The sequence below is a fragment of the Chryseobacterium sp. Leaf394 genome, assembly GCF_001424105.1.
Classification (GTDB): domain Bacteria; phylum Bacteroidota; class Bacteroidia; order Flavobacteriales; family Weeksellaceae; genus Chryseobacterium.
In genome coordinates, this window is the sequence record NZ_LMQH01000011.1 from 1078835 (window position 1) to 1103352 (window position 24518).

Below are 24518 nucleotides of genomic sequence, written 5' to 3' on the forward strand. Positions count from 1 at the left end.
GTAAAAAAATGGACAATCCCATCGAAATTCAAACCGTAATTAAAGCATCTGCAACTCAAGTCTGGAAGGCTTTGACAGATAAAACAGAAATGAAAAACTGGTATTTCGATATTCAGGATTTTCAGCCCGTGACAGGAACTGTTTTCGATTTTTATGAGCCGGGAGATCATAAAAAATACCATCACGTAGGTGAAGTTCTGGAAGTAATTCCAGACAAAAAACTTTCGTATACATGGACGTATCCTGATTTTTCCACAGCAAAAACAACGGTTTTATGGGAAATTGAGGAAATGGAAACAGGGGAAACCTCCGTAAAAGTAACTCACAGCGATACAGAAAAATTCAGTGAACTGGGTGAAAATTTTTCACGCAAAAGCTTTGCAGAAGGATGGCGCGGAATTTTAAATCAAAGTCTGAAACCTTTTTTGGAGAAATAAATTTAATGTCAGTTATATAATTTATGTATTGTAAAAACTTAATCTGTTTATCTGTCTTCATATTGATCTTAAATTGCTCCAGATCCTCAGATTCAAAAGTTTCTGATCAGTTTATTGCAAAATTATCAGTCACTGACGATTCTTTACCTTCACCGTATGTTGGGTACAATTTATATGTTAAGACAAATAACGATTCAGTGATTGTAAGTAATGTTAATTCTTTACATGAAATTTACAGCGACCATTATCAGACTGAATTTAAAGACTTTCACAGCTTTCTGACAGCATTGTTAAAAAATAATTTTAAAATCAGTGAAGGAGCGGTTTCGAATCATAATTATGGAGCGTTTTTATCAGATAAAAAAATTACAGGTCTTCCGGTAGAATCAATTGTAAAAAAATATTTTGATCAGGATAAAAACAGTAAAAAATACTATTTTTACCCACAGACTTTATCTTATAATACAAAACAGACAATATTATACAAAATGTTCTTAGATGGTTATTTAGTAAGCTTTGATGATTACGGCGGCAAATTTATTATTGAGTAAGATTCTTCGAAATAATGATTTTATAAGCAAGATATAAGTTAATCTTTTAAGCATTTTTGATATTCAAATAAATATTTTTTTAATGACAAAATTTAATGCACTCCGTCCAGTACTTTGGACTGACCATTTCGAAGAAACCATATCTTTTTATACCCAAATTTTAGGTTTCAGTTTAAATGAAAAAAACGAAAACTGGCAGTGGGCTTCTTTGCAGAAAGATGACGTGGTTCTGATGATTTCAAAGAAGAATGACCATTCTAAATCTAACAATATCGGCTTTTCGGGATCATTTTATTTTAATATAAATGATGTGGAAATTTTATGGTCAGATCTTAAAGAAAAAGCTGATGTCTGCTATGAAATCGAAACGTTTGAATGGGGAATGCGTGAGTTTGCGATCTACGATAACAACGGTTATATTTTACAATTCGGAGAGAATGTTTCGGAAATTAGCAAAGAGCCGTAATTTTTGTTATTTTTGAGAAATTTTTAATTAGAATATGAAAAATAAAATCATAGCAGGTTTTGCAGCTCTTTTAATGGTCGTTTCATGTAAAAATGACGAGAAAGTGATGAATAATCTTGCGGACTACAACAATTCTATGGAGGCGAAAGGATATCATTTCGGAGATAAACTCAATCTGCCACAGGATGTTTTAGATATGGCAGAAACCATTACCATCAGTTTTGGAGATAAAGAGACCAAAGATTTGGTTATTGATTCAAAATATTTCACGCTTGGAGATAATGCGGTTACTTTTAATATAAAAACAAAAGGTGGCAAAATGCTAAATCAGGATGCAACCATCAATGTGTACAGCAAAACTCCAGAGCAGGCGCTGAACTATGAGATTGTAGCTGAATATCCTCACAATCCTGCCAATTTTGTACAGGGTTTTCAGATTGACGGAAACACAATTTACGAAAGCGACGGTCAGTACGGAACTTCAAGACTGATTACCTATAAAATCGGAGATACTATTCCCACCAAAGAAGTAAAACAGCCGGCAGATGTTTTTTCTGAGGGCAGCACCATTGCAGGAGATAAAATCTACCAGCTTACCTGGGAAAATAAAAAAGGTTTTGTTTATGATAAAAATACCTTAAAACTGCTTTCAGAATTTCCTTATCCGGACATGATGGTGAAAGGATGGGGACTGACGTATGACGGTAAAAATCTGATTGCCTCAGACGGCACAAAAAATCTTTATTTTCTGAACCCAAATGACCCTTCAAAAATTGTAAGATACATTTCAGTTGCAGGAAACAGTTCGGTCTATGATCAGCTGAATGAGCTTGAATATTACAAAGGTTTCGTTTACGCCAACGTTTGGCATCAGCCGATCATTTTAAAAATTGATCCAAAAACCGGTGAAGTTGTAGGTAAATTTGATTTCACAAAAATTGCAAAACCGTTTACCGACGCAGACAGCGAAAATGTACTCAATGGAATTGCCTTCAAAGGTGACAACATGGTCGTAACAGGTAAAAAGTGGTCTAAAATTTATGAAGTTGCTATAAAATAGTTAAAGTTGAAAGTAATTTCTCTCTTAATAAAATAAAGTATGTAAATTGTCAGCGTTCCTTTCGGGACGCTTTCTTAGTAAAATAGTATTGAGGTTATTTAGTATCATCTGTTTATTTTTATTCTGTACGGTTTCTGCGCAGAAAAGTCTTCCTTTAGACACACTGAAACTGAAGGAAGTAAAAGATTTTTTTGCCGATGATTACGGAAATCTTTACATCTACAAAAGCAAAGATTTCAGCCTGACCAAATACGATTCTCTTGGGAAACAGATCGGGCAGATGATGCTTCCTGTTCCTTATAAAATTCAGAGTGTTCAGAATCCTTTAAGCATTCCGCTTTTTTCGGAAAATGCTCAGGAAATGAAATTTGTAGATCAGAATCTCAACGATATTCAGAAGATAGATTTCAAACAGAAGTTCAGCTACATTAAACATGCTTATGCCGAAGATCTGCAGCAGATCTGGCTCTTGGATGAGAGCACGAGAAGGCTTCTGCAATACAACTTCCGGAACGATACCACTATTAATTCTTATCCATACGACGGGGGTTTTGAAGATATTATTGATCTTTTGGTTTTCGAAAATAAGGTGTATGTTTTAAGTAAAAAACTGTTCAGGATTTACAACTTGAAATTTGAAAAACTTTTTGAAGCCGAAATTGCGAATGGAAAACGTTTCAGAAGAGAAAACGAAATGGTTTTAATAATTACCAAAAGCAGCATCCTGCGATTCAGCCCTGATCAGAAAATCACCAAAATATTTGAAGATCCCGACACGCAGATTGTGGATAAAAACAGCCTCGCTTTTTTTGAACTAAAAGGCAACAAACTCTATCTTTACACACCCGAAACTATTCGTCTGATGGAAGCTAAAGCTAAGAAGGAAGAACTTGAAGAGACCATCGAAAAACTTGAAAACGAAAAATCTGAGAAAGGCGACGTTCTGAAGGTTTTGGAGGAAATTGAAAATCTTGGGTATTAAATCTTAATAAGACACAGAGAAATATGCATATTGCGGTTACAGGAAATATCGGAGCAGGAAAAACCACCTTAACGACCATGCTTGCAAAACATTACGGGTGGGATGCACAGTTTGAGGATGTAGATCACAACCCTTATCTCGAAGATTTCTACGCAGATATGAGCAAGTGGAGTTTCGCACTGCAGATTTATTTTCTCGGAAGCCGTTTCAGGCAGGTAAAAGAGATCCGTGAAAGCGGTAAAAATATTATTCAGGACAGAACGATCTATGAAGATGCCCACATTTTTGCGGAAAACTTAAATGACATGAAACTTTTGTCAGACAGAGACTACAATAATTATGTATCGGTATTTAATCTGATGAAATCTTTCGTCTCGGCTCCAGATCTTCTGATTTATTTAAAATCTGATGTTCCAAATCTGGTAAAGAAAATTTATAAAAGAGGAAGGGAATACGAAGCCTCGATCAGCATTGAGTATCTTTCTAAACTGAATCAGAAGTACGAAAAATGGATCTCTGAATATACCGAAGGAAAGCTCCTTGTAATAGAAGTGGATGATCTGGATTTTGTTGAAAAGCCTGAAGATTTTGGCTTTATTCTTGAAAAGATTGAAGCGGAGCTGAATGGCTTGTTTTAAATATCAAATATCAAATCTCAAATAATCATGGTACTTAAAGTGCTTCACAACGGAAACTGCTCAAAATCAAAAGCAGTTTTAGAATATCTTGACGAAAACGGCGTTGCCTTCGAAATTATAGATTTAATGGAAGATCCGCTTTCGGCATTGGAAATTAAAACACTATTGAAAAAGCTAAGCCAGAGCGTTCACGATCTGATCAGAAAAACAGATCGTCTGTATCTTGAAAACTACGCAGGAAAACAGCTTTCTGAAGATGAGTGGATTGATGTTTTAGTTAAAAATCCTTCACTGATTCAAAGGCCAATTTTAATTAAAGGTTCAGTGGCAATGCTTGGCAGACCGATTGAAAACGTGAAATTCTTTATTGAATAAAATAGAAAAAGTCAGCACTGCGCTGACTTTTATTTTTAAGATTGGTTTCTGATTTACAGAAGAATTACCTCTTCAATTTTACTTACTTCCTTATAAATTCTCACTACCTGATCCGCGTCCAGAACAAAAGCATTGATGTTGCAGGCTGTATATTTTCCGTTTTTGCTTTCGCGGTTTCCTAAAGTAAATTTAATTCCGTCGAAAACCTTATAGATTTCGGTAAGTTTCGCCTGATCGGTAGGGATGATAAATTTAAATAAATAATCTTCCGGAAAATCGTGATTATCTTCTAATTTCTGTTTCAGAGATTCATAAAAATCTTCAGGGCTGGCGTGTTGGTTTCCCTCTATTATATCCATTTTTTAATTTGTCTTAAATTTAATTTACTGTTTTCCCAATGGTCCCAAAAGGCTTTTGGAATTTTCGATTTCGTAATCCTGTATAATGTTGAACATCCCGTTTACCAACTGTTCAGAAGCCAAAGTGCTCAGTCCGCCTGAATTAACTGACGTCTTATTACCTCCCAGCAGACTTCCTAAAAGATTACTTCCTGACAGCGCGGTGTTAATGGTCTTCACGATTCCGTATTTGTTTAATTCCTGCTCAACCCTCGGCGCAATAGCCTGTATCAGCTGAGTCTGGGTTTTCTCTTTCAAAATTAAAGTGGCAGTTCCTTTTTCACCCTGAAGAATTCTGGTAACATCCTGTGCATTCAGGCTGTTCACAGCACTTTCCAAAATTGGTTTTGAAATATTGACTGTGTAAGCCGCTGCTTCAGCAATGTATTGTTTTTCTTTCTGAACTAAGGACGGAGCAATCTTCTCCAAAGTAGCATTGATATCTCTCAGCTCCTTTGGTAGCGCTTTATCTATGAGATTACTCTGCATAAAAGCATCTTTATTCCCGTAAATATTTGCGCCTTTATTTATTCCGCCAAGCAAAACACGTTTTATAACCGCCAGTCCAACATCAGATGTTGCAAGCGTAGTGCAGGATTGAACAGAAGTGGTAATTACAATACCGGTTCCCAAAATCAAAGCTGCAGCTATGATATATTTTTTCATAATAAAGTTTAATAGAGATCAGGTTTCAAATATAGCACCAAAAAATCAGAGATGAAAATTTTGGTGAGTTATCGGGTTTTATAGGACGTAAATAATGTTAAAATATGTCTGATATTTTTAACATTTTGGCTTTTTAGACAACTTCTCTCATCATTTTGGGGAAGTAAATGCTTCAAAAGGAAAAATTAGGAGTTTTTGAAAGTATAAAAATGATAATTTTTAGGATTTATATTAAGTATATGTTAACAGATATTGCTATTATCTTGCTTAATTATAGGGTGATATGTTAAAATCGTAAATTCTTTAGGTAAAATTAACAGAAATCGATTTTTTTTTTATTTTTGGATTAATGTCTTATTTTGAGATAAGAAACAGAAGAAAACAAACAAGAAAATTGAAACTATATGAAACACAAAAATTTAAAGTATCCCACCCTCATTGCGGTTCTCTACTTCGGTATGAATGCTTATGGGCAGACTACTCCCCAAGACACTATTCCAAAAGAGAATAAAATTGAGGAAGTGGTGATGATTGGGTATGGTAGCAGAAAGGCTGTAGACAATACAACTGCAGTTAGTTCTTTGAAAGCAGAAGAGGTTTCTAAAACCAAGGTATTAAATGCATCACAAGCCATTCAGGGAAAGGTAGCCGGAGTTCAGGTGACTGCATCAGACTTACCAGGCTCTACTCCAACCATTCTAATCCGTGGTTTGGGTACCGTTGAAGGAGGTCGGTCTCCGCTTTATGTTGTTGATGGATTATTTGCAGATAATATTAATAATATCAATACAAACGACATTCTTACATATGATGTTTTGAAAGATGCATCTGCTCTGGCTATATATGGTAACCGTGGTGCAAACGGAGTTATTATTATCACAACAAAATCAGGTCGCGGAAAAGGTATAACATTAGAATATGATGGTTTTGTAGGAGTCAGAAGTCCTCTGAGAAAAGTGAAAATGGCTGGCAGTAATCTATTTAGCCTGTATAATAACTTAGCTTTAAGTACAACACGTTTTTCACAAGATCAACCTGTGAATACAGATTGGTTTGACGCAATTACAAGAACGGGTGTATACAATCAACATAATGTTAGTATTTCTGGTTCGTCAGAAAAGGCTAAATATTTCTTAAGTCTTAATAATTATGATGAGAAAGCGATTTTACGTGGTACTGATTTCAACAGAGCAACAGTAAGAACAAACAACGAATTTAAGATTTCTAAGGGTATTACCCTATCACAGAATTTAAGCGTTGCATTCTCAAATATAACTCCAAAACCACTTGGAGCTTTCACTTCAGCGTATAAACAGTCACCAATTGTTCCGGTACGCTTTGCCGATGGGCAGTATGGTGTTTCTATTGTAGGAGCGGATGGATTTGCTTCTCCTACTGGTGTTTCATCATTTAACAATGTTGGTAATCCTTTAGCACAGCTCGAGCTTAATAACGAAAGACAGAAATCTATGCAGATGCAAGGAGGGTTAAAGCTTGATATGAACTTGTTTGAGGGCCTCAAATTTACATCGCAGTTCAGCGGAGAATATTACAATTTCAAGAATTATACTTTTGATAATGGAACGCGCCTTATCGGTCAGGCATTGCCCGCATTTACTAATCAGCTTACTAATGTAAAAGAAGATTACTTTAACTGGCAGTTGACCAATTACCTTACATACAACAAAACATTTGCTGATATTCATAATATTGAGGCAACTGCAGGTACAGAAACAACATTTAGATCAGGTACAAACAGATTGAGATTGGTTCGTCAGAATTTATCTCAAAACAGCAATTATTGGAATTTAAATGATATTGATTATGTAACAAATCAAACTCTTGTTAATTTAAACAGTGTGGATTTTAACGAAAACAGAACATTATCTTATTTCGGTAGAGCACAGTATAAGCTGTTAAACAGATACTTACTTACAGCAACCATCAGAAGAGATGGATCTTCACAGTTTGCCGATGGAAACAAATGGGGTAACTTCCCATCATTCGGAGCAGGATGGGTAGTATCTGAGGAAAGTTTCTTAAAAGGTAATTCTATCGTAAATCTGCTGAAATTCCGAGGGGGATGGGGTAGATTAGGTAATCAGAACGTTCCATTAAATATCGCAACTCTTGCTTCAGGTGCAAATTATAATTATTCTTTCGGCGGAGCAAATAATGCCAACGGTACCACAAACAATCAATTGCTGGACCCAAATTTAGGATGGGAAATTACAGAAGAAACCAGTGGAGGTGTTGATTTTGCTTTGTTTAACAGGAGACTAAGTGGATCATTTGATCTGTACAATAAAATTACAACAAATATTATCTTAGGATCTCTACCACCTTCAACTTCAGGTATTGCAATTTCAGGATTCTCTCATTTAGGTAAAGTTTCAAACAAAGGATATGAGATGAGTTTAGGATGGCAGGATACTGCTGGTGAAGATTTTTCATACTCATTTAATGCAAACTATTCAAGTAACAAAAATAGGTTAGATGAAATTTTTTCTAGTGTTAACCCAATTTTAGGAGGAAGTTTGGGTAACGGTCAATGGACTAAGTATTTTGGCGAGCAGGCTGTGGGTCAACCTTTAGGAAGTTTTTATTTATGGGAAACAAATGGGATTGACGCTAATGGAAATATGACCTATGTAGATACCAACGGAAATGGAAGAACTGGCTCACAAGATGCGGAGGACAGAAAATTCTTCGGATCATATATTCCAAAATCTACTTTAGGTATTAACATTGACCTTCGTTATAAGAACGTAGATTTGGCTGTCAACGGTTTTGGTGCTTTTGGTCACAAAGTTTACAACGGTAAGAAAGCACAAAGATTCTCAGGAGAGAACGTGGAGTATGATGTTGCATCTGATTTCTGGTCATCTTCAAATACATCTGCGGCAAATCCTGCTCCGTTTAATGCCGTACCTATTGCGTCCACGTACTATTTAGAGTCTGGGGATTTCTTCAGAATTAATAATATTACCTTGGGTTATAATCTTGTTAAACCTGTAGAATATATTTCTACTTTAAGATTATACGTAAGTGCAATTAACCCATTTATATTCCAGAAATTCTCAGGGTTTTCACCTGAGTTGAATGCAGATGGTAACCCTTACAGACTTACCGGAGTAGAACTTGATGCGTATCCTACGCTTCGTTCATTCGTGTTTGGGGTAAATGTTAAATTTTAATACCAAGAATTAATTATGAAAAAGAAAATAATATTTTTATCGGTTTTATCACTAGGTTTTTTAAATCAGAATTGCAGTGATGACTATTTAGATACAAGACCGACTGAGCAGGTTGCATTAGAAGATATTTTGAGTGAATATAACAATAATGCAGGTGCAGAGAGTTTCGTTACGTCAATATATTCAAAGTATCTTGATTGGAATATAAGCTCGTTTGCATGGATCGGTATCAGCAGCATAACTTCAGACGATGCAGACAAGGGGTCATCACCTGGAGATTCAGGAAGTGATAAAGATGTTTTGGATCAATTGACATTCTCTTCTACGTCGCCATCTTTTCAGGATGTTTGGGAGGGGCATTATCAGGCAATCAACAGATCAAATCAGGCGTTAAAATATTTACCGCTTTTAGATAAAGCAGATGCATCTTTAAGAAGCAGATTAGAAGGTGAAGCCAAATTTTTAAGAGCATTCTCTTACTTTATTTTGGTACGAAGCTACGGAGATGTGCCATTGGTAAACAGGGTTTTTGAAAATACTGAAGAGGACCGCAACATGGTGTTTACCAGAAAATCGAAAGCTGAAATTTATGCATTTATAGAAAGTGATTTGCAGTCTGCTATAGCCACATTGCCTCAAAAATCTGCTTACACAGGTGATAACGTGGGAAGAGCTTCTAAAGGAGCAGCATATGCCCTTTTAGCTAAAGTAGCACTTTATCAGAAAAAATGGCAACAGGTAATCGATAATTGTGATCAGGTAACCGGTTATTCATTGACTCCCAATTTCCAGGATATCTATAAAGTATCAGGTGAAAACAACCCTGAATCTATTTTTGAAATTCAAGGAAAAGGCGGACCTAGTCAGCCAGGAATCCAACAGTACTCACAAGTACAGGGAGCGAGAGGAGCAGGCGGCTGGGGCTGGGGTTTCAATACACCGTCGCAAAGTCTTGTAGATGCATTTAATGCGGAAGGGGATACAGAGAGAAGAGATGCAACAATAATAATAAAACCTACAACACTTTATGATGGTAGAGTAGTACCTACAACAGTAGAAAACAATTATTATAATTACAAAGCGTACTCGTCAGCATTTACAGGCGATGATGACTCAGATACAAACATCCGGTACCTGAGATATTCTGAAGTACTTCTTATGAAAGCTGAAGCACTTAATGAGTTAGGTCAAACCAGCAACGCAGCGACATTCTTAAATCAGGTTCGTAACCGTGCAGGTTTAGCAAACACTATAGCAACTTCACAAGCAGATATAAGAACCGCTATTTACAGGGAAAGAAGACTGGAATTAGCTATGGAGCATGATAGATGGTTTGATTTAGTAAGAACGGGCCAGGCTGCAGCCGCAATGAGTGCTAATGGAAAAACATTTAAGGTAGGAACTCACGAAGTATTCCCAATACCTAATAAATTTATATTGGAAGCAAAGGGACTCGCATCACAAAATTTAGGGTATTAATACAAAAAAAGAAATTATGAAATCATATAAAAATTTGAAATATTTTGGATCTGCGTTGGTGCTGAGTGCAATTTTTTTAAGTTGTGAAGACAGTATAGACAAAGATAATCCGCCAGTTCCGTATGCAGAAATCGGAGGTTATTCCAATTCAGATGAAATTGCAGCCTCTAGCTTAGTTGCTAAGCTTAGTTTTGAAAATAATCTGACTGATACTAAAAATAATATCACTGGAGGGATGCCAACTAATGTTGCGTATGTTGCCGGAGTAAAGGGCAATGCATTCAATGGCTCAAGTTCCGAAATGAGATATGCAGTTGCGAATGCAGCAAGTGCAATTACGAATCTTAACAATTTCACTTTAAGTTTTTGGATGAAAAGTGCAAATACTGTAGACCCTGCAACTCCAGGTCAAGGCAAAGGAGCACAGGGAATCTTCAGTATTGTTCGACCTACAGAATTCTGGGGCGGAATAAATGTTTTCCTAGAAAATCCTGATAACTCAAAACCAGACAGATTAAGATTAAAGTTAGGAGTTGAAAACGGTAGAGCAGGAGTTTCGTGGAAGGGTCAAGGTGTTATCATGAACATCGATGGTCAGAAAAACAACTGGGTTCACATTACAATGTCATATAATGCCACTACTAGTAGAGTTAGTTGCTATGTGAATGGCGAACCAGCGACGAATCTTGTTGGTTTTGCCTATGCTCCGGCAGCAGGTTTGCAAGGTTCTGCACCTTGGTATGCAAGTGATCCTGGCGATATCAATAATTCAGGTGGTGCTGCTCAGGGATATGGACAGTTGCAGATGGTAGGAACTAATGGTAAAGTCGTTTTTGGATCTCATCAGTTTGAAACTGTTCCGCCTTTGAACAATGGCTCACAACAGGACTGGGCAACAAGTTTTGCAGGTCAGCTGGATGAATTTAGAATTTACAATACAGCTTTATCAAACGCTGATGTAATAGCTCTTTACAAATTAGAAAAAGACAACCGATAATCTCAAAAGAGCCCTTCATCGGGCTCTTTTTTATAACTTTGAATATGAAAAAAATTACAGCAGCAATATTATTTATAGGTTTGATTTTGGGTTCTTGTTCTTCTGAAGATACGGCTCCAAGTGCCGGAACACCATTGGGAGGGGGAAATGGTGGCTCAACAGAAACACCAAACAACTACACAGACACCCAACTCCTTGAGATGGTGCAGAAAGATGCGCTCAAATATTTTTGGGACTACGCTGAAAGCAATTCAAAACTGGCCAGAGAAAGATACCATACCGATAATCCGGGACAGGATGCTAACGTCGTTTCGGCGGGAGGATCTGGTTTTGGATTAATGACAATTTTGGTTGGTATTAAAAACGGTTTTGTAACGAAAGCAGATGCGGTTTCAAGATTATCAACAGCACTCAACTTTCTTCAGAATGCCAACAGATTTCACGGTGCTTGGCCACACTGGATGAACGGAACAAACGGACAGGTGATTCCCTTCAGTCCACAGGATGATGGTGGTGACTTGGTGGAAACTGCATTTTTAGCACAGGGACTGATTTGTGTTAGAGAATACTTTAAAAGTTCTACTGATGCTGCAGAACTTGCTCTTTCACAAAAAGCAGACACTCTTTTCAAAGGAATCGAGTGGAATTGGTATACAAAAGGAGAAAACACGTTGTACTGGCACTGGTCTCCGAATTACAATTTTCAGATGAATATGCAACTCAAAGGTTTTGATGAAACTTTAATTACTTATGTAATGGCAGCAGCTTCACCTACCTTTACCATAGATAAACCAGTTTACACGCAAGGTTGGGCTAGAAACGGAAGCATTGCCAACGGCGGAAGCGTCTACGGAAATTCTGTCGTAGTTGCTCACAACGGAGCTCCGGGAAGCATTGGACCAATGTTTTGGTCACATTATTCATTCCTAGGACTTGACCCAAGAGGTTTAACGGATGATTATGTAAATTACGGCACTGCCACGACCAATCATGCAAAGATCATGTATCAGTATTCCGTTGCTAATCCTAAGGGTTGGCAGGGTTACAACTCCAAAAGTTGGGGATTAACTGCCAGTTATTCCCGAAATGCAGACGGTTCTACCGGATATTCTGCACATCAGCCGAATAATGATTTGGGAGTTATTACACCTACAGCTGCACTTTCAAATATGCCCTACACGCCAACTGAAAGTATGAATATGCTTAGATTTTTGTATAACGAAAATTACAGTAAATACGTGGGAGTTGCAGGACCATACGATGCATACTCCGTGCATTATAACTGGGTAACGCCAAGATATCTGGCAATCGATCAGGGAACTATCGCGCCAATGATTGAAAATTACAAAAACCAGTTTCTGTGGAATCTGTTCATGAATGCTCCCGATATACGACAGGGACTTCTTAAGTTAGGTTTCCATTCTTCACAACATGGTTTTTAAAAGTGAATATATCAGGCTGAAATAAATTCAGACTTATTAACTTTAAAAACGTTGGCAGCTTTTTAAAACAATAAAACGGTTTTAATATAAAGGACTTAGGTTTTTATTCATTTAGAAGTAAGAATAGAACCTGTAAATACAGCTTTGCTAAAGTTTAAAATCTTTAGCAAAGTTTTTAAAAATAAAATTTAAAATGAAAAAATTAGCACTTACAGGAATTGCGGCATTGACCATCATATCCTGCACAACCACATCATCAACCGCTCAAAATACTTCTCAAAACAAAACCGTTGGGGAAAATATTTCAGACAATCAGTTGATGGATAAAGTTCAGAGAGATGCTTTAAAGTACTTCTGGGATTACGCAGAACCCAATTCAAAACTGGGAAGAGAGCGTTATCACGAAGACAATATTTATCCTGATAACGACAAGCACGTCATCACCACCGGCGGTTCAGGATTTGGATTGGCAACAATTTTAGTGGGTGTGGAAAGAGGTTTCATTCCCAGAAAAGAAGCTGTAAAAAGGCTTTCCACGATTATGGATTTCCTTTCAAAAGCAGACCGTCACAAAGGTGCATGGTCACACTGGATTAATGGAGAAACCGGGAAAACGGTTCCCTTTGGAAAGAAAGATAATGGTGGAGATTTGGTAGAAACTGCTTTTCTGACCACAGGAATCATTCAGGTTCGTGAATATTTTAAAAACGGAAATGCCGAAGAAAAAGCCTTAGCTAAAAAATGCGACGAACTCTGGAAAGGAATTCAGTGGAACTGGTACACCAAAGGCGGCGAAAAAGTTTTGTACTGGCACTGGTCACCGGAATATCAGTGGGAAATGAATTTTCCGTTGCAGGGATACAATGAATGTCTGATCACCTACATTCTTGCGGCGTCATCACCAACCTATTCCATCGATGCAGAAACGTATGAAAAAGGATGGACGAGAAACGGAACTTATCTTTCAGACAAAGAAAAGTACGGACTTCCGATGTTTGTCAAGCACAACGGAGCCGAAGAATATGGCGGGCCACTTTTTTGGGCACATTATTCCTACATCGGTTTAGATCCTACAAATCTGTCGGATAAATTGATCAAAAACTATTTTGATTTAAATAAAAATCAGGTTTTAATCGACTACAAATACTGCGTCGAAAATCCAAAGCAATGGAAAGGCTACGGTGAAAACTACTGGGGACTTACGGCAGGTTATTCACGAAACAAAGATGGCGGAGTGGGGTATGACGCGCATTTTCCACAAAATGACCACGGTGTCATCACGCCGACTGCTGCTTTGAGCAGTTTCCCGTATACGCCAAAAGAATCTATGAATTTTCTGAGATTTATGTATACTCAAAAGCCTGAATTTATCGGGACTGCAGGTCCTTACGATGCGACGTCGATTCATTATGACAACTGGACAACACCAAGGTATTTAGCCATCGATCAGGGAACAATTGCCCCGATGATTGAAAATCACCGCACCGGATTTTTGTGGAAATTATTTATGAATGCCCCGGAAATTAAGCAGGGATTAAAGAAACTGAATTTCAAATCAGAAAAATATAAAATAAAATAGAGGTTAATTATGCTAAATACTAAAAGCCATCAGCCAGTTGCCTTTTAGGAGCTTAATCCCGATAGTAGTTTATACTGAGCTTGTCGAAGTGCTGTATCTTTTTTGTCACGGCCTCCTCTTCGTTTCGTCGGCAACAAAAAAGGATGCCGCTGCTATCGGGGCTAGTGATAAATAACCGCCAAAAGTTCAGAGCAGGCAGCCTGGTAAAGTTTCAAACCCTTATAGGGTTTACAAATTTCAAATATAAAAACCAGAGGGTTTAATTTGAATAGCCGTCGGTGAAACCGATGGAAAAAAAGAACAGACAAATTCAGGAGCCTAAAAGGGTTTCAATAATAATTATAATCAGAAAAAAGTTTGAAATTTAAAACCTTGACAGATCGTAAAAAAAACATTCGTTGTCATCGTCTTGAAATATAAAACCCGGAGGGTTCAATTTGAGTAGCCGTCGGTGAAACCGATGGAAAAAGAACCGGTTAAATTCAGAACCCTAAAAGGGTTCTGAATTTAAATAACCACCGATACAGCCATTAAAAAAAATCAAACGGCTTTAGCCAAAACCTAAAGAAATATGAGTTTAAAACTAAAACATCTTCCACTTTTACTCCTACCATTTTCACTGAACTTAAATGCTCAGGAATTGAAAACCACATTCAGTAAAGATGTAAAACGTGCAGAAAAAATATCCTATATCCTCGATTATCCTAAAAATGCAAAAGGAAAAATACCGTTGGTGGTTTTCCTGCATGGTTCCGGCGAACGGGGAAATGATCTCGAAAAAGTAAAAGCGCACAGTCCGTTTACCTATAAAAATTTAATCAAAGAGCCAGTCGCAATTTTGGCACCTCAATGTCCGGCAGATACTTGGTGGGACACGGTGACGGTTTATCATTTAATCAAAGAAATTCAGGCAAAATACAAAATCGACGATTCCAGAATTTATCTTACCGGACTCTCAATGGGTGGTTGGGGAACTCTAAAATTAGCGATGGAACATCCTGAAATGTTTGCAGCAGTTGTTTCCGTTTGTGCACCGACCGACCGAGTGATGTACGCAAATATTCATCAGTACAAAAATCTCAACATGAAGATTTATCACGGCGGAATGGATGATGTTGTTTTGCCCGAAAATGCTTTTAATTTCTACCAAAAACTCCATCCGGTCAATCCATCAGCAGAACTGACGATTTTTCCGAATGATAATCACAACTCCTGGGATTCAACTTATTCAAATCCTGCCTTGTACGAATGGATGTTAAGTAAGAAGAAAGATAAATAATGTTAGGACTTCATTAAAATCTATTCATAAAATGACTCAACAGATAAAAGATACACTTATTTACGAAAATCAGGAATTTTACTTAGATGTTGAATTAATCGAAGGATATTTCCTTGAATTTCCAGAGAAACGTACTGAATTCGAAATCTCGTGTAGTGCGCTTTGGAAAGGATATATTGCACAGTTTGAAGTGAAAAATGATGAGTTGTGTATCAATAAACTGGAATGGTTAACTGACATAGATTTTAATATGAAATCTTTACGAGAAGAAATTTTCCCGGAAAATAAGTTTGAATGGTATTCTGGGCTTATTAGGATAGATGATTTCAGAGGCGAATTTGGAGATGAACCAAAAGATGGGATATTTGAATATTTAGAAATTCTTAATGGAAACTTTAAGCAAAAAAGAATTTTCAACTATTCCGAATTGCAGGAATTTAAAAAAGCGCAATATGAATATTTTTTAATTTCTGAAGAAATCGAACAGGTTTATGATTTTTGGAGAAGAAACAATGAAAATGGAATTGTTAAGAAAGATTTTGTTAACAAGATTATTTTAAAAAACATAATGGAATATACCCGAGAAGTATATGTTTAGTGAAAAATAACTTACCAGCATTTTATTGTGCTATCATTTGGTGAGTGAAACTCCCTTGGGAAAACGTAGCCAAGACGATTTAGAAAAAAATCTTAGCAAACGTTGCGTCGAAAAATTAAAATTAAAAAAAAAGAAATATAATTAAAGAAGAAGATACATGAAAAAGTTAATTGTAATCGCCACTTTGGCATTGGCACCAATGTTCTCGGCACAGGAAATGGTCACGAAGCCCGTTCAGTCTTATCAGACTGCGCAGTATCAGGCAAAGAAAAAAGCTTTTGTTGATGCACTTTTGGCTAAAATGACCTTAGATGAAAAAATCGGACAGCTGAATTTACCGAGTTCAGGTGATTTTACAACAGGTCTTGCTAAAAGTTCAGACATCGGAAAAAAAGTTGAGCAGGGATTAGTCGGTGGACTTTTTAATATAAAAGGTGCGGAAAAAATTAAAGCCGTACAAAAAGTAGCAGTAGAAAACAGCCGCCTGAAAATTCCGTTGATTTTCGGGATGGACGTTATTCACGGTTATGAAACGACTTTTCCAATTCCATTAGGATTGGCAGCTTCATGGGATATGAATCTGGTTCAGCAGTCCGCAAGAGTAGCAGCAAGAGAAGCCGCAGCAGACGGAATCAACTGGACATTCTCGCCAATGGTGGACATTTCCCGCGAACCGAGATGGGGAAGGGTTTCCGAAGGTTCCGGTGAAGATCCATATTTAGGAAGTGAGATTTCTAAAAATATGGTTTATGGTTATCAGGGTAAAGATTTGGCGAACGGAACCAATATTTTAGCTTGTGTAAAACACTTTGCATTATACGGAGCTGGCGAAGCGGGTAGAGATTATAACACCGTTGACATGAGCCACGTGCGAATGTTTAATGAATATTTTCCACCTTACAAAGCGGCTGTTGATGCAGGTGTTGCTTCGGTGATGGCTTCTTTCAATGAAGTGGACGGCGTGCCGGCAACCGGAAACAGATGGTTACAGACTGAAGTTTTAAGAAACCAGTGGAAATTCAAAGGTTTTGTCGTTACAGATTATACCGGAATCAACGAAATGGTAGATCACGGAATGGGAGATTTACAGCAGGTATCGGCTTTGGCTTTGAAAGCTGGTGTTGATATGGATATGGTTGGAGAAGGCTTTTTAACCACATTAAAAAAATCTCTGGCTGAAGGAAAAGTGACTCAGGCTGAAATCGATATGGCTGCTAAAAGAATTCTGGAAGCGAAATACGACTTAGGCTTATTTGATAATCCTTACAAACACGGAGATGTAAAACTTGCTGCGAAAGAAGTCTACAATATGGAAAACCGTAACATCGCCAGAAGCGCAGCAGCTCAGTCGATGGTTTTGATGAAAAATGAAAATCAGGTTTTACCATTGAAAAAATCAGGAACGGTCGCGGTAATCGGTCCGTTGGTCAACAACTCAATGAATATGCCGGGAACATGGAGTGTCGCTTCTAAACATGCCAATGCAGTCAATCTGATGCAGGGTCTTCAGGCAAACTTCGGAAAAGAAGTGAAATTCCTTTCTGCGAAAGGTGCCAACATCGATTACGATGCTAAACTCGAAGAAATCTACGCAGCGCACGGCAAGAAAACCGACAGAGACAACCGTTCAAAAGAAGCTTTATTGAAAGAAGCTGTTGATATTGCGAACAAAGCTGATGTCATTGTTTTGGCTATTGGAGAATCTGCCGAAATGAGTGGAGAATCTTCTTCAAGAACTGAAATTACTATTCCACAATCACAAGTTGATTTATTAAATGAATTGAAAAAAACAGGAAAGCCAATCGCCATGGTACTTTTCACGGGTCGTCCGTTAGCTCTGACAAACGTAAAAGATACTCCTGATGCAATTCTGAATGTATGGTTCCCGGGTTCAGAGGCGGGATCTGCTATTTCTGATGTTCTTTTCGGAAAAGTAAATCCTTCAGGTAAACTTCCTATGACTTTCCCAAGAAGTTTAGGACAGGTTCCAATTTATTATAATGCTAAAAATACAGGCCGGCCTTTAGATCAAAAACTGGTTGATAAGTGTGAATATCAAAGATTCCGTTCCAATTATATGGATGAGTGTAATACACCATTGTATCCGTTTGGTTATGGTTTGAGCTATACTAAATTTACCTATTCTGATGTGACAGTTTCCAATGCCAATCCAAAAGGAAATCAGACGGTTCAGGCTTCGGTAACGGTTACCAATTCAGGAAATTATGACGGAGCAGAAGTGGTTCAGTTATACATCAGAGATTGGGTAGGAACCATTACAAGACCGGTAAAAGAACTGAAAGGATTCCAGAAAGTGATGCTGAAAAAAGGAGAATCTAAAAAAGTAACCTTCGATATCACTCCGGAACAGCTTAAATTCTACAACGGAGATTTAAAATACGACTGGGAAGCTGGAGATTTTGAGATCATGATCGGAACCAATTCCGAAGACGTGAAACATTCAAAAATTAACTGGACAAAATAAGTAAAAAAAAGCCATTCGAAAGAATGGTTTTTTTTATGAGTAATTGGCAATGAGCAATAGGTAATCGGATGCTTTGATGACTGATTTGAAGATATAATCTGTAATTTCAAAGGCAGCATTACTTCGGGTAGAATTTGAAGAAAATTGTATCGGGAAGTTGTTTTTTCACAAAATTCTTGTTAGTTCACTAGTTCTCGATACATTTTTCTCGTTTCGCTGCGAAAAACACTCGAACTGACGGAGTGATTTCAAAGTAAAAAAAAGCGTCACTTCGGGTAGATTTTTGAAGAAAATTGTATCGGGAAGTTGTTGAATTTAAAAGAAAATTTGTAGTTCGTTCACTGGTTCTCGATACATTTTTCTCCGCTTCGCTGCGAAAAACACTCGAATGAACGGAGTGATAACTATTCTAATTCTGACAAAAAAAAATCTGCCTCCAAAGAAAGCAGATTCATATTTAAAAAGAAAAAATCTTAGTTGTTCGTCACCGAAAGTTTCACCTCAATATTATTTCTTGTCGCATTTGAATACGGACAAATCTGATGCGCCTTTTCTGTCAGTTCCTGAGCTTCTTCGAGAGAAACTCCCGGAATATTCACAGCTAATTCTGCAGCCAAACCAAAACCTCCATCTTCATTCTGTCCGATGCTCACATTTGCGACTACCGAAGTTTCTCCGGTTTTAATTTTAGATTTGCTGATAATTAAATTAAGTGCGCTGTCAAAGCAGGCCGCATATCCTGCTGCGAAAAGCATCTCAGGGTTGGTGTAATCGTCGTTGGCTCCTCCGAGTCCTTTTGGCATTCTCACTTCAAGATCCAAAACTCCGTTATCGCTTTTTACCTGTCCGTTTCTTCCGCCTTTTGCGGTAACGTTGGTTGTATATAATGTTTTCATTTTATTTTTGAATTTTATTTAAAATTTTCTGAATGGTTTCTTTAAGTTCAAGTAAATCTTCAGTCGAAAGATTCAGTTTTTCCTGCATTTTTGCCGGAATTTCACAGGCTTTATGTTGTAAATCTTTACCTGCCTGATCCAGAAAAACTTCAACCACCCGTTCATCTTCTTTTTTTCTTTTTCGGATGACGAAACCTTTGGCCTCCAGTCTTTTCAGAAGTGGCGTTAACGTTCCGCTGTCGAGATACAGTTTTTCACCCACCTGATTTACGGTCAATCCATCCTTTTCCCAAAGTACCATCATCACAAGATATTGTGGATAGGTAATATCAAGTTCATCGAGAAACGGACGGTACAAACCGGTGATTTCCTTTGCGATGACATAAAGAGGGAAACACAGTTGGCTTCCTAATTGGGGTGGGTTGTGATTTTCCATAATTGAGTGTGTTTTTTAAAAGTACTATTTTGTAATGATAAATTCCTCCATCGGAATTCTCACCTTTTTCATGTGCGACAGCCAGTCGTTTTCAGCATCACGGTAACCCAAATACAGAAGCGAAACACTTTTTAATCCTAATTTTTTAAGTTCAAGGATTTCGTCAACTACTTCATTATTGAAACCTTCAGCTGGTGTAGAATCTATTTTCAATTCGGCCGCCTGAGCCATCGCCAAGCCTAATGCAATATAAGTCTGTCTTGCTGTGTGCGCAAAATGCTGTTCGGGAGTTTGGGCGTTGTACAGATCTTTAATCATATCGGTATAACTGCTGAAACGTCCTTGTGGCAAGTCTCTCACATCGGTATGATGATCGTATACTTTGTCAATTTTTTCATTGGAATAGCTGTCCCAGGCAGCAAAAACCAAAACATGAGAACAGTCTCTCATCACTTCCGGATTAAACGCTCCGCTCACCATTTTCTCTTTCAGATCCTGATTTTCTACAACAATTAATCTGAAAGGCTGTAAACCTGATGAAGTGGGAGCCAATCTTGCAGCTTCTAAAATTTTATCTAAATCTTCCTGTGATACTTTTTTTGATGAGTCATACGCTTTTGCGGCATGTCTCCAGTTTAAATCTTCTATTAACGACATTGTTTATTATTTTAAATTAAAATTTTGATTCTTAAATAATCTGAATCAAATAACAATGCAAATTTACAAAACAATTAAATTGCACAAAATTTAATTTTAAAAAATTTAATTTAGATGAAATCAATAATGTAAATTATTTGAAACAAAAAATCCATCGCAATGAACAATGGATTTTTATCTTTTAAATAAAATTAAACTCTTTGGGAACTTTCTGTTTTATGATCAACCAATTCTGCCTCAAAAACATCCGCAAAATGCATTCTGATTTTGGCCTTGATATCTTCCATCTCTACAGGAGTCAATTCTCTTTCAAGTTCTCTCTTTAAAGAAGTCACCTGCTTGTCCTTTATTCCGCAGGGAACGATGTACTCAAAATAACGCATATCCGTATTGATGTTTAAAGCAAAACCGTGAAGGGTAACCCAACGCGAGGCTTTCACTCCCATCGCACAGATTTTTCTTGCATAAGGTTTGCCAACATCCAGCCACACTCCGGTTTCGCCTGGAGATCTTTCGCCTTTCAGACCGTAATCGGCAATGGTTCTGATAATCACTTCCTCCAGATTTCTCATGTATTTGTGAATGTCTGTGAAGAAATTTTCAAGATCTAAAACAGGATAACCAACGATTTGTCCGTAGCCGTGATAGGTAATGTCTCCACCACGGTTTACTTTTACAAAAGTGGCGTCGATTTCTTTTAATTTGTCAATTCCTGCAAGCATATTTTCTTCGTGTCCGCTTTTGCCGAGCGTGTAAACGTGAGGATGCTCTACCAAAAGAAAATGATTGGGCGTTGCGATATGATTTTCAGGAGCTAAATCGCGGTTTTTGATTTTAATATCAATAATATCTTTCATCAGTTTTTCCTGATAATCCCAAGCAGGCTGATATTCTCTGATGCCTAAATCTTCAAATTCTACGACTTTATTTTGATGTGTATTCATGCGGATCTCTGTTTTCTCCAAATGGTTCAGCTAAAATTTTTGATCAGCTCCATTTTGAAGATACAAATTTAGTGATTTTTACCCTTTGATGGAATGGACAAAATCTATGGCGTCCTTCCTCCAATCTCTATTTTGTAATAGGATGTTGACAAAGGCCGTTCCGATGATTCCGCCGTCTGCTTTTTCGGTAACGTTTTCAAAATCTTCTTTGGATTTAATTCCGAAACCAATCATAACAGGGTTTTGTAAGGGAAGAGCATCAATTCTTGATAAATATTCTTCATTTTTTAGAACAGCATTTTCCTTTCCTGTTGTGGAAGACGAGCTTACCGCATACAGAAAGCCCGAACTTAAAGAATCCAGATACAAAATTCTTTCATCTGAAGTTTCCGGTGTAATCAGAAAGGTGAAATTTAAATTATATTTTTCTAAAATTTTCTGATAATTTTTTTCAAATTCAATAGGTGGGAGGTCAGGAATAATCAATCCCGAAATTCCGCTTTCAGAACATTCTCTACAGAAATTTTCAAATCCAAAACTCAAAACCGGATTGATGTATCCCATCAGAATGACCGGAATTTTGATCTCAGTTTTAATGGATTTTAACTGTGAAAGTAATTTTTCAATCGTCATTCCGTTTTTTAATGCCAGTTCATGCGCTTTCTGAATAACCGGTCCGTCAGCAACAGGATCAGAGTAGGGCATCCCGATTTCCATCATATCTGCTCCCGAATCCTGAATTACTCGGACTATTTCTGCGGTATCTTCCAGCTGCGGAATTCCTGCTGTGAAGTAGATGTTGAGGAGTTTGGGTTGGGTGTTGGATGATGGGTGTTGGGTGTTATGTTGGTTCATTGTTTTATTTTTTTGGTTTTTAAAAATATTTTTCATTCTGCATTTTTGATGGGAATTTACTCTATAAGCTATCAAGTTGTTGCGTTGAATCTTTTTTCTGATGATATTTTTTAATAAGACTATAACCTATTCTTTAGTAAGTTTTTCAGAAGGATATTCTAATGAACTTTTTGATAGGATTGCATCCTGTCCTCAGGTAAGTCGTCCCTTTGGGACTTTTAGTATTTTTTTAGCTGACTAATTATTCTTATTCCCATTACCATTTTCCAGCGCCCTTAAATACGTTTCCATATCTTTATCGCCGCGGCCACTTAAACATATAACAACAACATCATTTTCATTGAATTTCTTTTTATTTAAAACGGCTAAAGCGTGAGCACTTTCCAAAGCGGGGATAATTCCCTCCAGTTTTGTCAGTTCAAATGCAGAAACCAAAGCTTCATTATCATTAATACTGAAAAAATCTGCCCTCTTTTCTTTAAATAAATGCGCATGAAATGGCCCGATTCCAGGATAATCCAAACCGGCAGAGATGGAATGAGGCTCGATAACCTGACCGTCATTGGTCTGCATGACCAGACTTTTACTTCCGTGCAAAACACCCAGCGTTCCCAAAAAAGTAGTAGCAGCAGATTTTCCTGAGTCAATCCCGAAACCACCTGCCTCTGCGGCAATGATTTTCACATTTTCTTCCTCCACAAAGTGGTAGAAGGTCCCTGCCGCATTGCTTCCTCCACCAACACAGGCAATCACATAGTCAGGATTTTCTCTGCCGATCTGTTCGTAAAGTTGTTCCTTAATCTCTTCTGAAATCACAGATTGAAATCTCGCCACCAAATCCGGAAAAGGGTGCGGTCCGACCACACTTCCAATCACATAATGTGTTGTGGTGGAGTTATTAATCCAGTCTCTTAATGCTTCATTCACAGCATCTTTCAGCGTCTTTGAACCGGAAGTTGCAGGAATAACGGTTGCTCCCAGCATTTTCATTCTTCCGACATTGGGAGCCTGTCTGGCAATATCGACTTCGCCCATATAAACAATACACTCCAGGTTCAGCAATGCACACGCAGTAGCAGTTGCCACACCGTGCTGTCCGGCACCTGTTTCTGCGACTATTCTGCGTTTTCCAAGTCGTTTTGCCAATAGAACCTGCCCTAAAGCATTGTTAATTTTGTGCGCTCCCGTATGATTGAGATCTTCTCTTTTAAGATAGACTTTAGTTTTATATTTTTCACTCAAATTTTTTGCAAAATAGAGTGGAGTAGCACGTCCGACATAATTTTTCAGCAAATCCTGATACTCATTTTGAAACTCTTCGGACTCTATGATTTCAAGATAATTTTTCTGCAGTTCTTCAACGTTTGGATACAGCATTTCGGGGACAAATGCACCGCCGAATTCTCCGTAATATCCGTTTTGGTCTGGGTTTTTATAATTTTTCATATAATTTTTTTATTTTTTCTAAATCTTTCACCCCCGCCTCAATTTCAAATTTTGAATTGATATCCAGTGCAAAAGGTTTTTGTTTTAAATTTTTGATATCATCAACATTTTCCAGGGAAATTCCGCCACTTAGAAAATAGGGAAGTGGGATTTTAATTTCGTTCAGAATATTCCAGTCGAAGGTTTTCCCTGTCCCTCCGAAAGCTTTTGAATCGGTGTCGAACAGAAGATTTGAGATTTGAGATTTAAGGTTTTCGATTTTTTCTACTTCGATTACTGCTTCAGACTTTATATTTCCAACCAGGATTACTTTTATAATTTTTGTATTTTCTTTTAGAATCTGTCTCAGCCTTACAATATATTCCTCATTTTCGTCTCCGTGAAGCTGGATGAAATTTAAATCTGCTTTTTCTGAAATTCCAACAATTTTTTCAACAGTTTCATTCACAAAAACTCCAACTTTTCCCTGATGATTTATTTTTGAAATCTCATCTAAACTCAAATGATCCAAAACAAACCTTGGTGATTTTTCATAAAAGATAAATCCCAAAAAATCAATTTTTAGTGCCATCAATTCTTTGATTTGGCTGAGTTGGGTTAATCCGCAGACTTTAACTTGCGGTTGGCGGTTGGCTTCTTGCTTTTGGCTTTCCAT

General features: G+C 37.4%; 24 protein-coding genes. 15 read left to right on the forward strand and 9 right to left on the reverse strand.

Annotated features, from left to right (window positions below; genetic code table 11):
* Positions 1-8 precede the first annotated feature (8 nt).
* The 7 genes from ASG21_RS09400 to ASG21_RS09430 all read left to right on the forward strand — a co-directional run bounded on the left by ASG21_RS09400 (position 9) and on the right by ASG21_RS09430 (position 4509).
* Entirely contained in the window at positions 9-437 is a 429-nt protein-coding gene (locus ASG21_RS09400) for an SRPBCC domain-containing protein (RefSeq protein WP_056078781.1), read from the forward strand.
* 197 nt (positions 438-634) lie between these two features.
* Positions 635-988 (forward strand): hypothetical protein, encoded by a 354-nt coding sequence (locus ASG21_RS09405; RefSeq protein WP_128414268.1) that lies wholly within the window; start codon positions 635-637, stop codon positions 986-988.
* Between the two features lie 82 nt (positions 989-1070).
* Positions 1071-1454 (forward strand): VOC family protein, encoded by a 384-nt coding sequence (locus ASG21_RS09410; protein ID WP_056078785.1) that lies wholly within the window; start codon positions 1071-1073, stop codon positions 1452-1454.
* 34 nt (positions 1455-1488) lie between these two features.
* Positions 1489-2514, forward strand: a complete 1026-nt coding sequence (locus ASG21_RS09415) for a glutaminyl-peptide cyclotransferase (RefSeq protein ID WP_056078789.1) — start codon at positions 1489-1491, stop codon at positions 2512-2514.
* 88 nt (positions 2515-2602) lie between these two features.
* Positions 2603-3496, forward strand: coding sequence for a hypothetical protein (locus ASG21_RS09420; RefSeq protein WP_185113723.1), 894 nt, complete (start codon positions 2603-2605; stop codon positions 3494-3496).
* 23 nt (positions 3497-3519) lie between these two features.
* On the forward strand, positions 3520-4134 hold the full coding sequence (locus ASG21_RS09425; RefSeq protein WP_056078792.1) for a deoxynucleoside kinase: 615 nt from the start codon (positions 3520-3522) through the stop codon (positions 4132-4134).
* Between the two features lie 27 nt (positions 4135-4161).
* Positions 4162-4509 carry an ArsC/Spx/MgsR family protein gene (locus ASG21_RS09430; protein ID WP_056078796.1) on the forward strand — a complete coding sequence of 116 codons (348 nt, stop codon included), beginning with the start codon at positions 4162-4164 and terminating at the stop codon, positions 4507-4509.
* A gap of 53 nt (positions 4510-4562) precedes the next feature.
* Here ASG21_RS09430 and ASG21_RS09435 read toward each other — a convergent pair whose 3' ends face one another.
* Both ASG21_RS09435 and ASG21_RS09440 read right to left on the reverse strand, forming a co-directional pair.
* On the reverse strand, positions 4563-4868 hold the full coding sequence (locus tag ASG21_RS09435; RefSeq protein WP_056078799.1) for a DUF493 family protein: 306 nt from the start codon (positions 4866-4868) through the stop codon (positions 4563-4565).
* Positions 4869-4892: 24 nt separating this feature from the next.
* The gene (locus ASG21_RS09440; protein ID WP_056078802.1) at positions 4893-5573 is read right to left on the reverse strand and encodes a DUF4197 family protein; all 681 of its coding nucleotides are present in this window, start codon (positions 5571-5573) and stop codon (positions 4893-4895) included.
* 404 nt (positions 5574-5977) lie between these two features.
* On the opposite strand from ASG21_RS09440, the gene ASG21_RS09445 reads away from it, so the two are divergent.
* From ASG21_RS09445 to bglX, 8 genes are all read left to right on the forward strand, one after another.
* Complete coding sequence (locus tag ASG21_RS09445; protein ID WP_056078805.1) at positions 5978-8770, forward strand: SusC/RagA family TonB-linked outer membrane protein; 2793 nt, start codon at positions 5978-5980, stop codon at positions 8768-8770.
* A gap of 15 nt (positions 8771-8785) precedes the next feature.
* On the forward strand, positions 8786-10249 hold the full coding sequence (locus ASG21_RS09450) for a RagB/SusD family nutrient uptake outer membrane protein (RefSeq protein ID WP_056078808.1): 1464 nt from the start codon (positions 8786-8788) through the stop codon (positions 10247-10249).
* Positions 10250-10265: 16 nt separating this feature from the next.
* Complete coding sequence (locus ASG21_RS09455; protein WP_056078811.1) at positions 10266-11246, forward strand: LamG-like jellyroll fold domain-containing protein; 981 nt, start codon at positions 10266-10268, stop codon at positions 11244-11246.
* 44 nt (positions 11247-11290) lie between these two features.
* Entirely contained in the window at positions 11291-12688 is a 1398-nt protein-coding gene (locus tag ASG21_RS09460; protein ID WP_056078814.1) for a glucoamylase family protein, read from the forward strand.
* Between the two features lie 193 nt (positions 12689-12881).
* Entirely contained in the window at positions 12882-14267 is a 1386-nt protein-coding gene (locus ASG21_RS09465) for a glucoamylase family protein (RefSeq protein ID WP_056078817.1), read from the forward strand.
* A gap of 571 nt (positions 14268-14838) precedes the next feature.
* Entirely contained in the window at positions 14839-15546 is a 708-nt protein-coding gene (locus tag ASG21_RS09470) for a prolyl oligopeptidase family serine peptidase (protein WP_056078820.1), read from the forward strand.
* A 31-nt stretch (positions 15547-15577) separates the two neighbouring features.
* Complete coding sequence (locus ASG21_RS09475; protein ID WP_056078823.1) at positions 15578-16144, forward strand: hypothetical protein; 567 nt, start codon at positions 15578-15580, stop codon at positions 16142-16144.
* A gap of 157 nt (positions 16145-16301) precedes the next feature.
* Positions 16302-18629: a beta-glucosidase BglX gene (gene bglX / locus ASG21_RS09480; protein ID WP_056078827.1), complete on the forward strand. Its 2328-nt coding sequence runs from the start codon at positions 16302-16304 to the stop codon at positions 18627-18629.
* A gap of 473 nt (positions 18630-19102) precedes the next feature.
* Here bglX and ASG21_RS09485 read toward each other — a convergent pair whose 3' ends face one another.
* From ASG21_RS09485 to ASG21_RS09515, 7 genes are all read right to left on the reverse strand, one after another.
* The gene (locus ASG21_RS09485) at positions 19103-19525 is read right to left on the reverse strand and encodes an organic hydroperoxide resistance protein (RefSeq protein WP_056078829.1); all 423 of its coding nucleotides are present in this window, start codon (positions 19523-19525) and stop codon (positions 19103-19105) included.
* A gap of 1 nt (position 19526) precedes the next feature.
* Positions 19527-19961: a MarR family transcriptional regulator gene (locus tag ASG21_RS09490; RefSeq protein WP_056078832.1), complete on the reverse strand. Its 435-nt coding sequence runs from the start codon at positions 19959-19961 to the stop codon at positions 19527-19529.
* A 24-nt stretch (positions 19962-19985) separates the two neighbouring features.
* The gene (locus ASG21_RS09495; protein WP_056078835.1) at positions 19986-20618 is read right to left on the reverse strand and encodes an NAD(P)H-dependent oxidoreductase; all 633 of its coding nucleotides are present in this window, start codon (positions 20616-20618) and stop codon (positions 19986-19988) included.
* 191 nt (positions 20619-20809) lie between these two features.
* Entirely contained in the window at positions 20810-21562 is a 753-nt protein-coding gene (lipB, locus tag ASG21_RS09500; protein WP_056078838.1) for a lipoyl(octanoyl) transferase LipB, read from the reverse strand.
* A 78-nt stretch (positions 21563-21640) separates the two neighbouring features.
* The gene (gene trpA / locus ASG21_RS09505) at positions 21641-22417 is read right to left on the reverse strand and encodes a tryptophan synthase subunit alpha (RefSeq protein WP_056082283.1); all 777 of its coding nucleotides are present in this window, start codon (positions 22415-22417) and stop codon (positions 21641-21643) included.
* A gap of 237 nt (positions 22418-22654) precedes the next feature.
* Positions 22655-23863: a tryptophan synthase subunit beta gene (gene trpB / locus ASG21_RS09510; protein WP_056078840.1), complete on the reverse strand. Its 1209-nt coding sequence runs from the start codon at positions 23861-23863 to the stop codon at positions 22655-22657.
* Positions 23850-24518, reverse strand: coding sequence for a phosphoribosylanthranilate isomerase (locus ASG21_RS09515; protein WP_056078844.1), 669 nt, complete (start codon positions 24516-24518; stop codon positions 23850-23852). The genes trpB and ASG21_RS09515 overlap by 14 nt, the downstream gene beginning before the upstream one ends.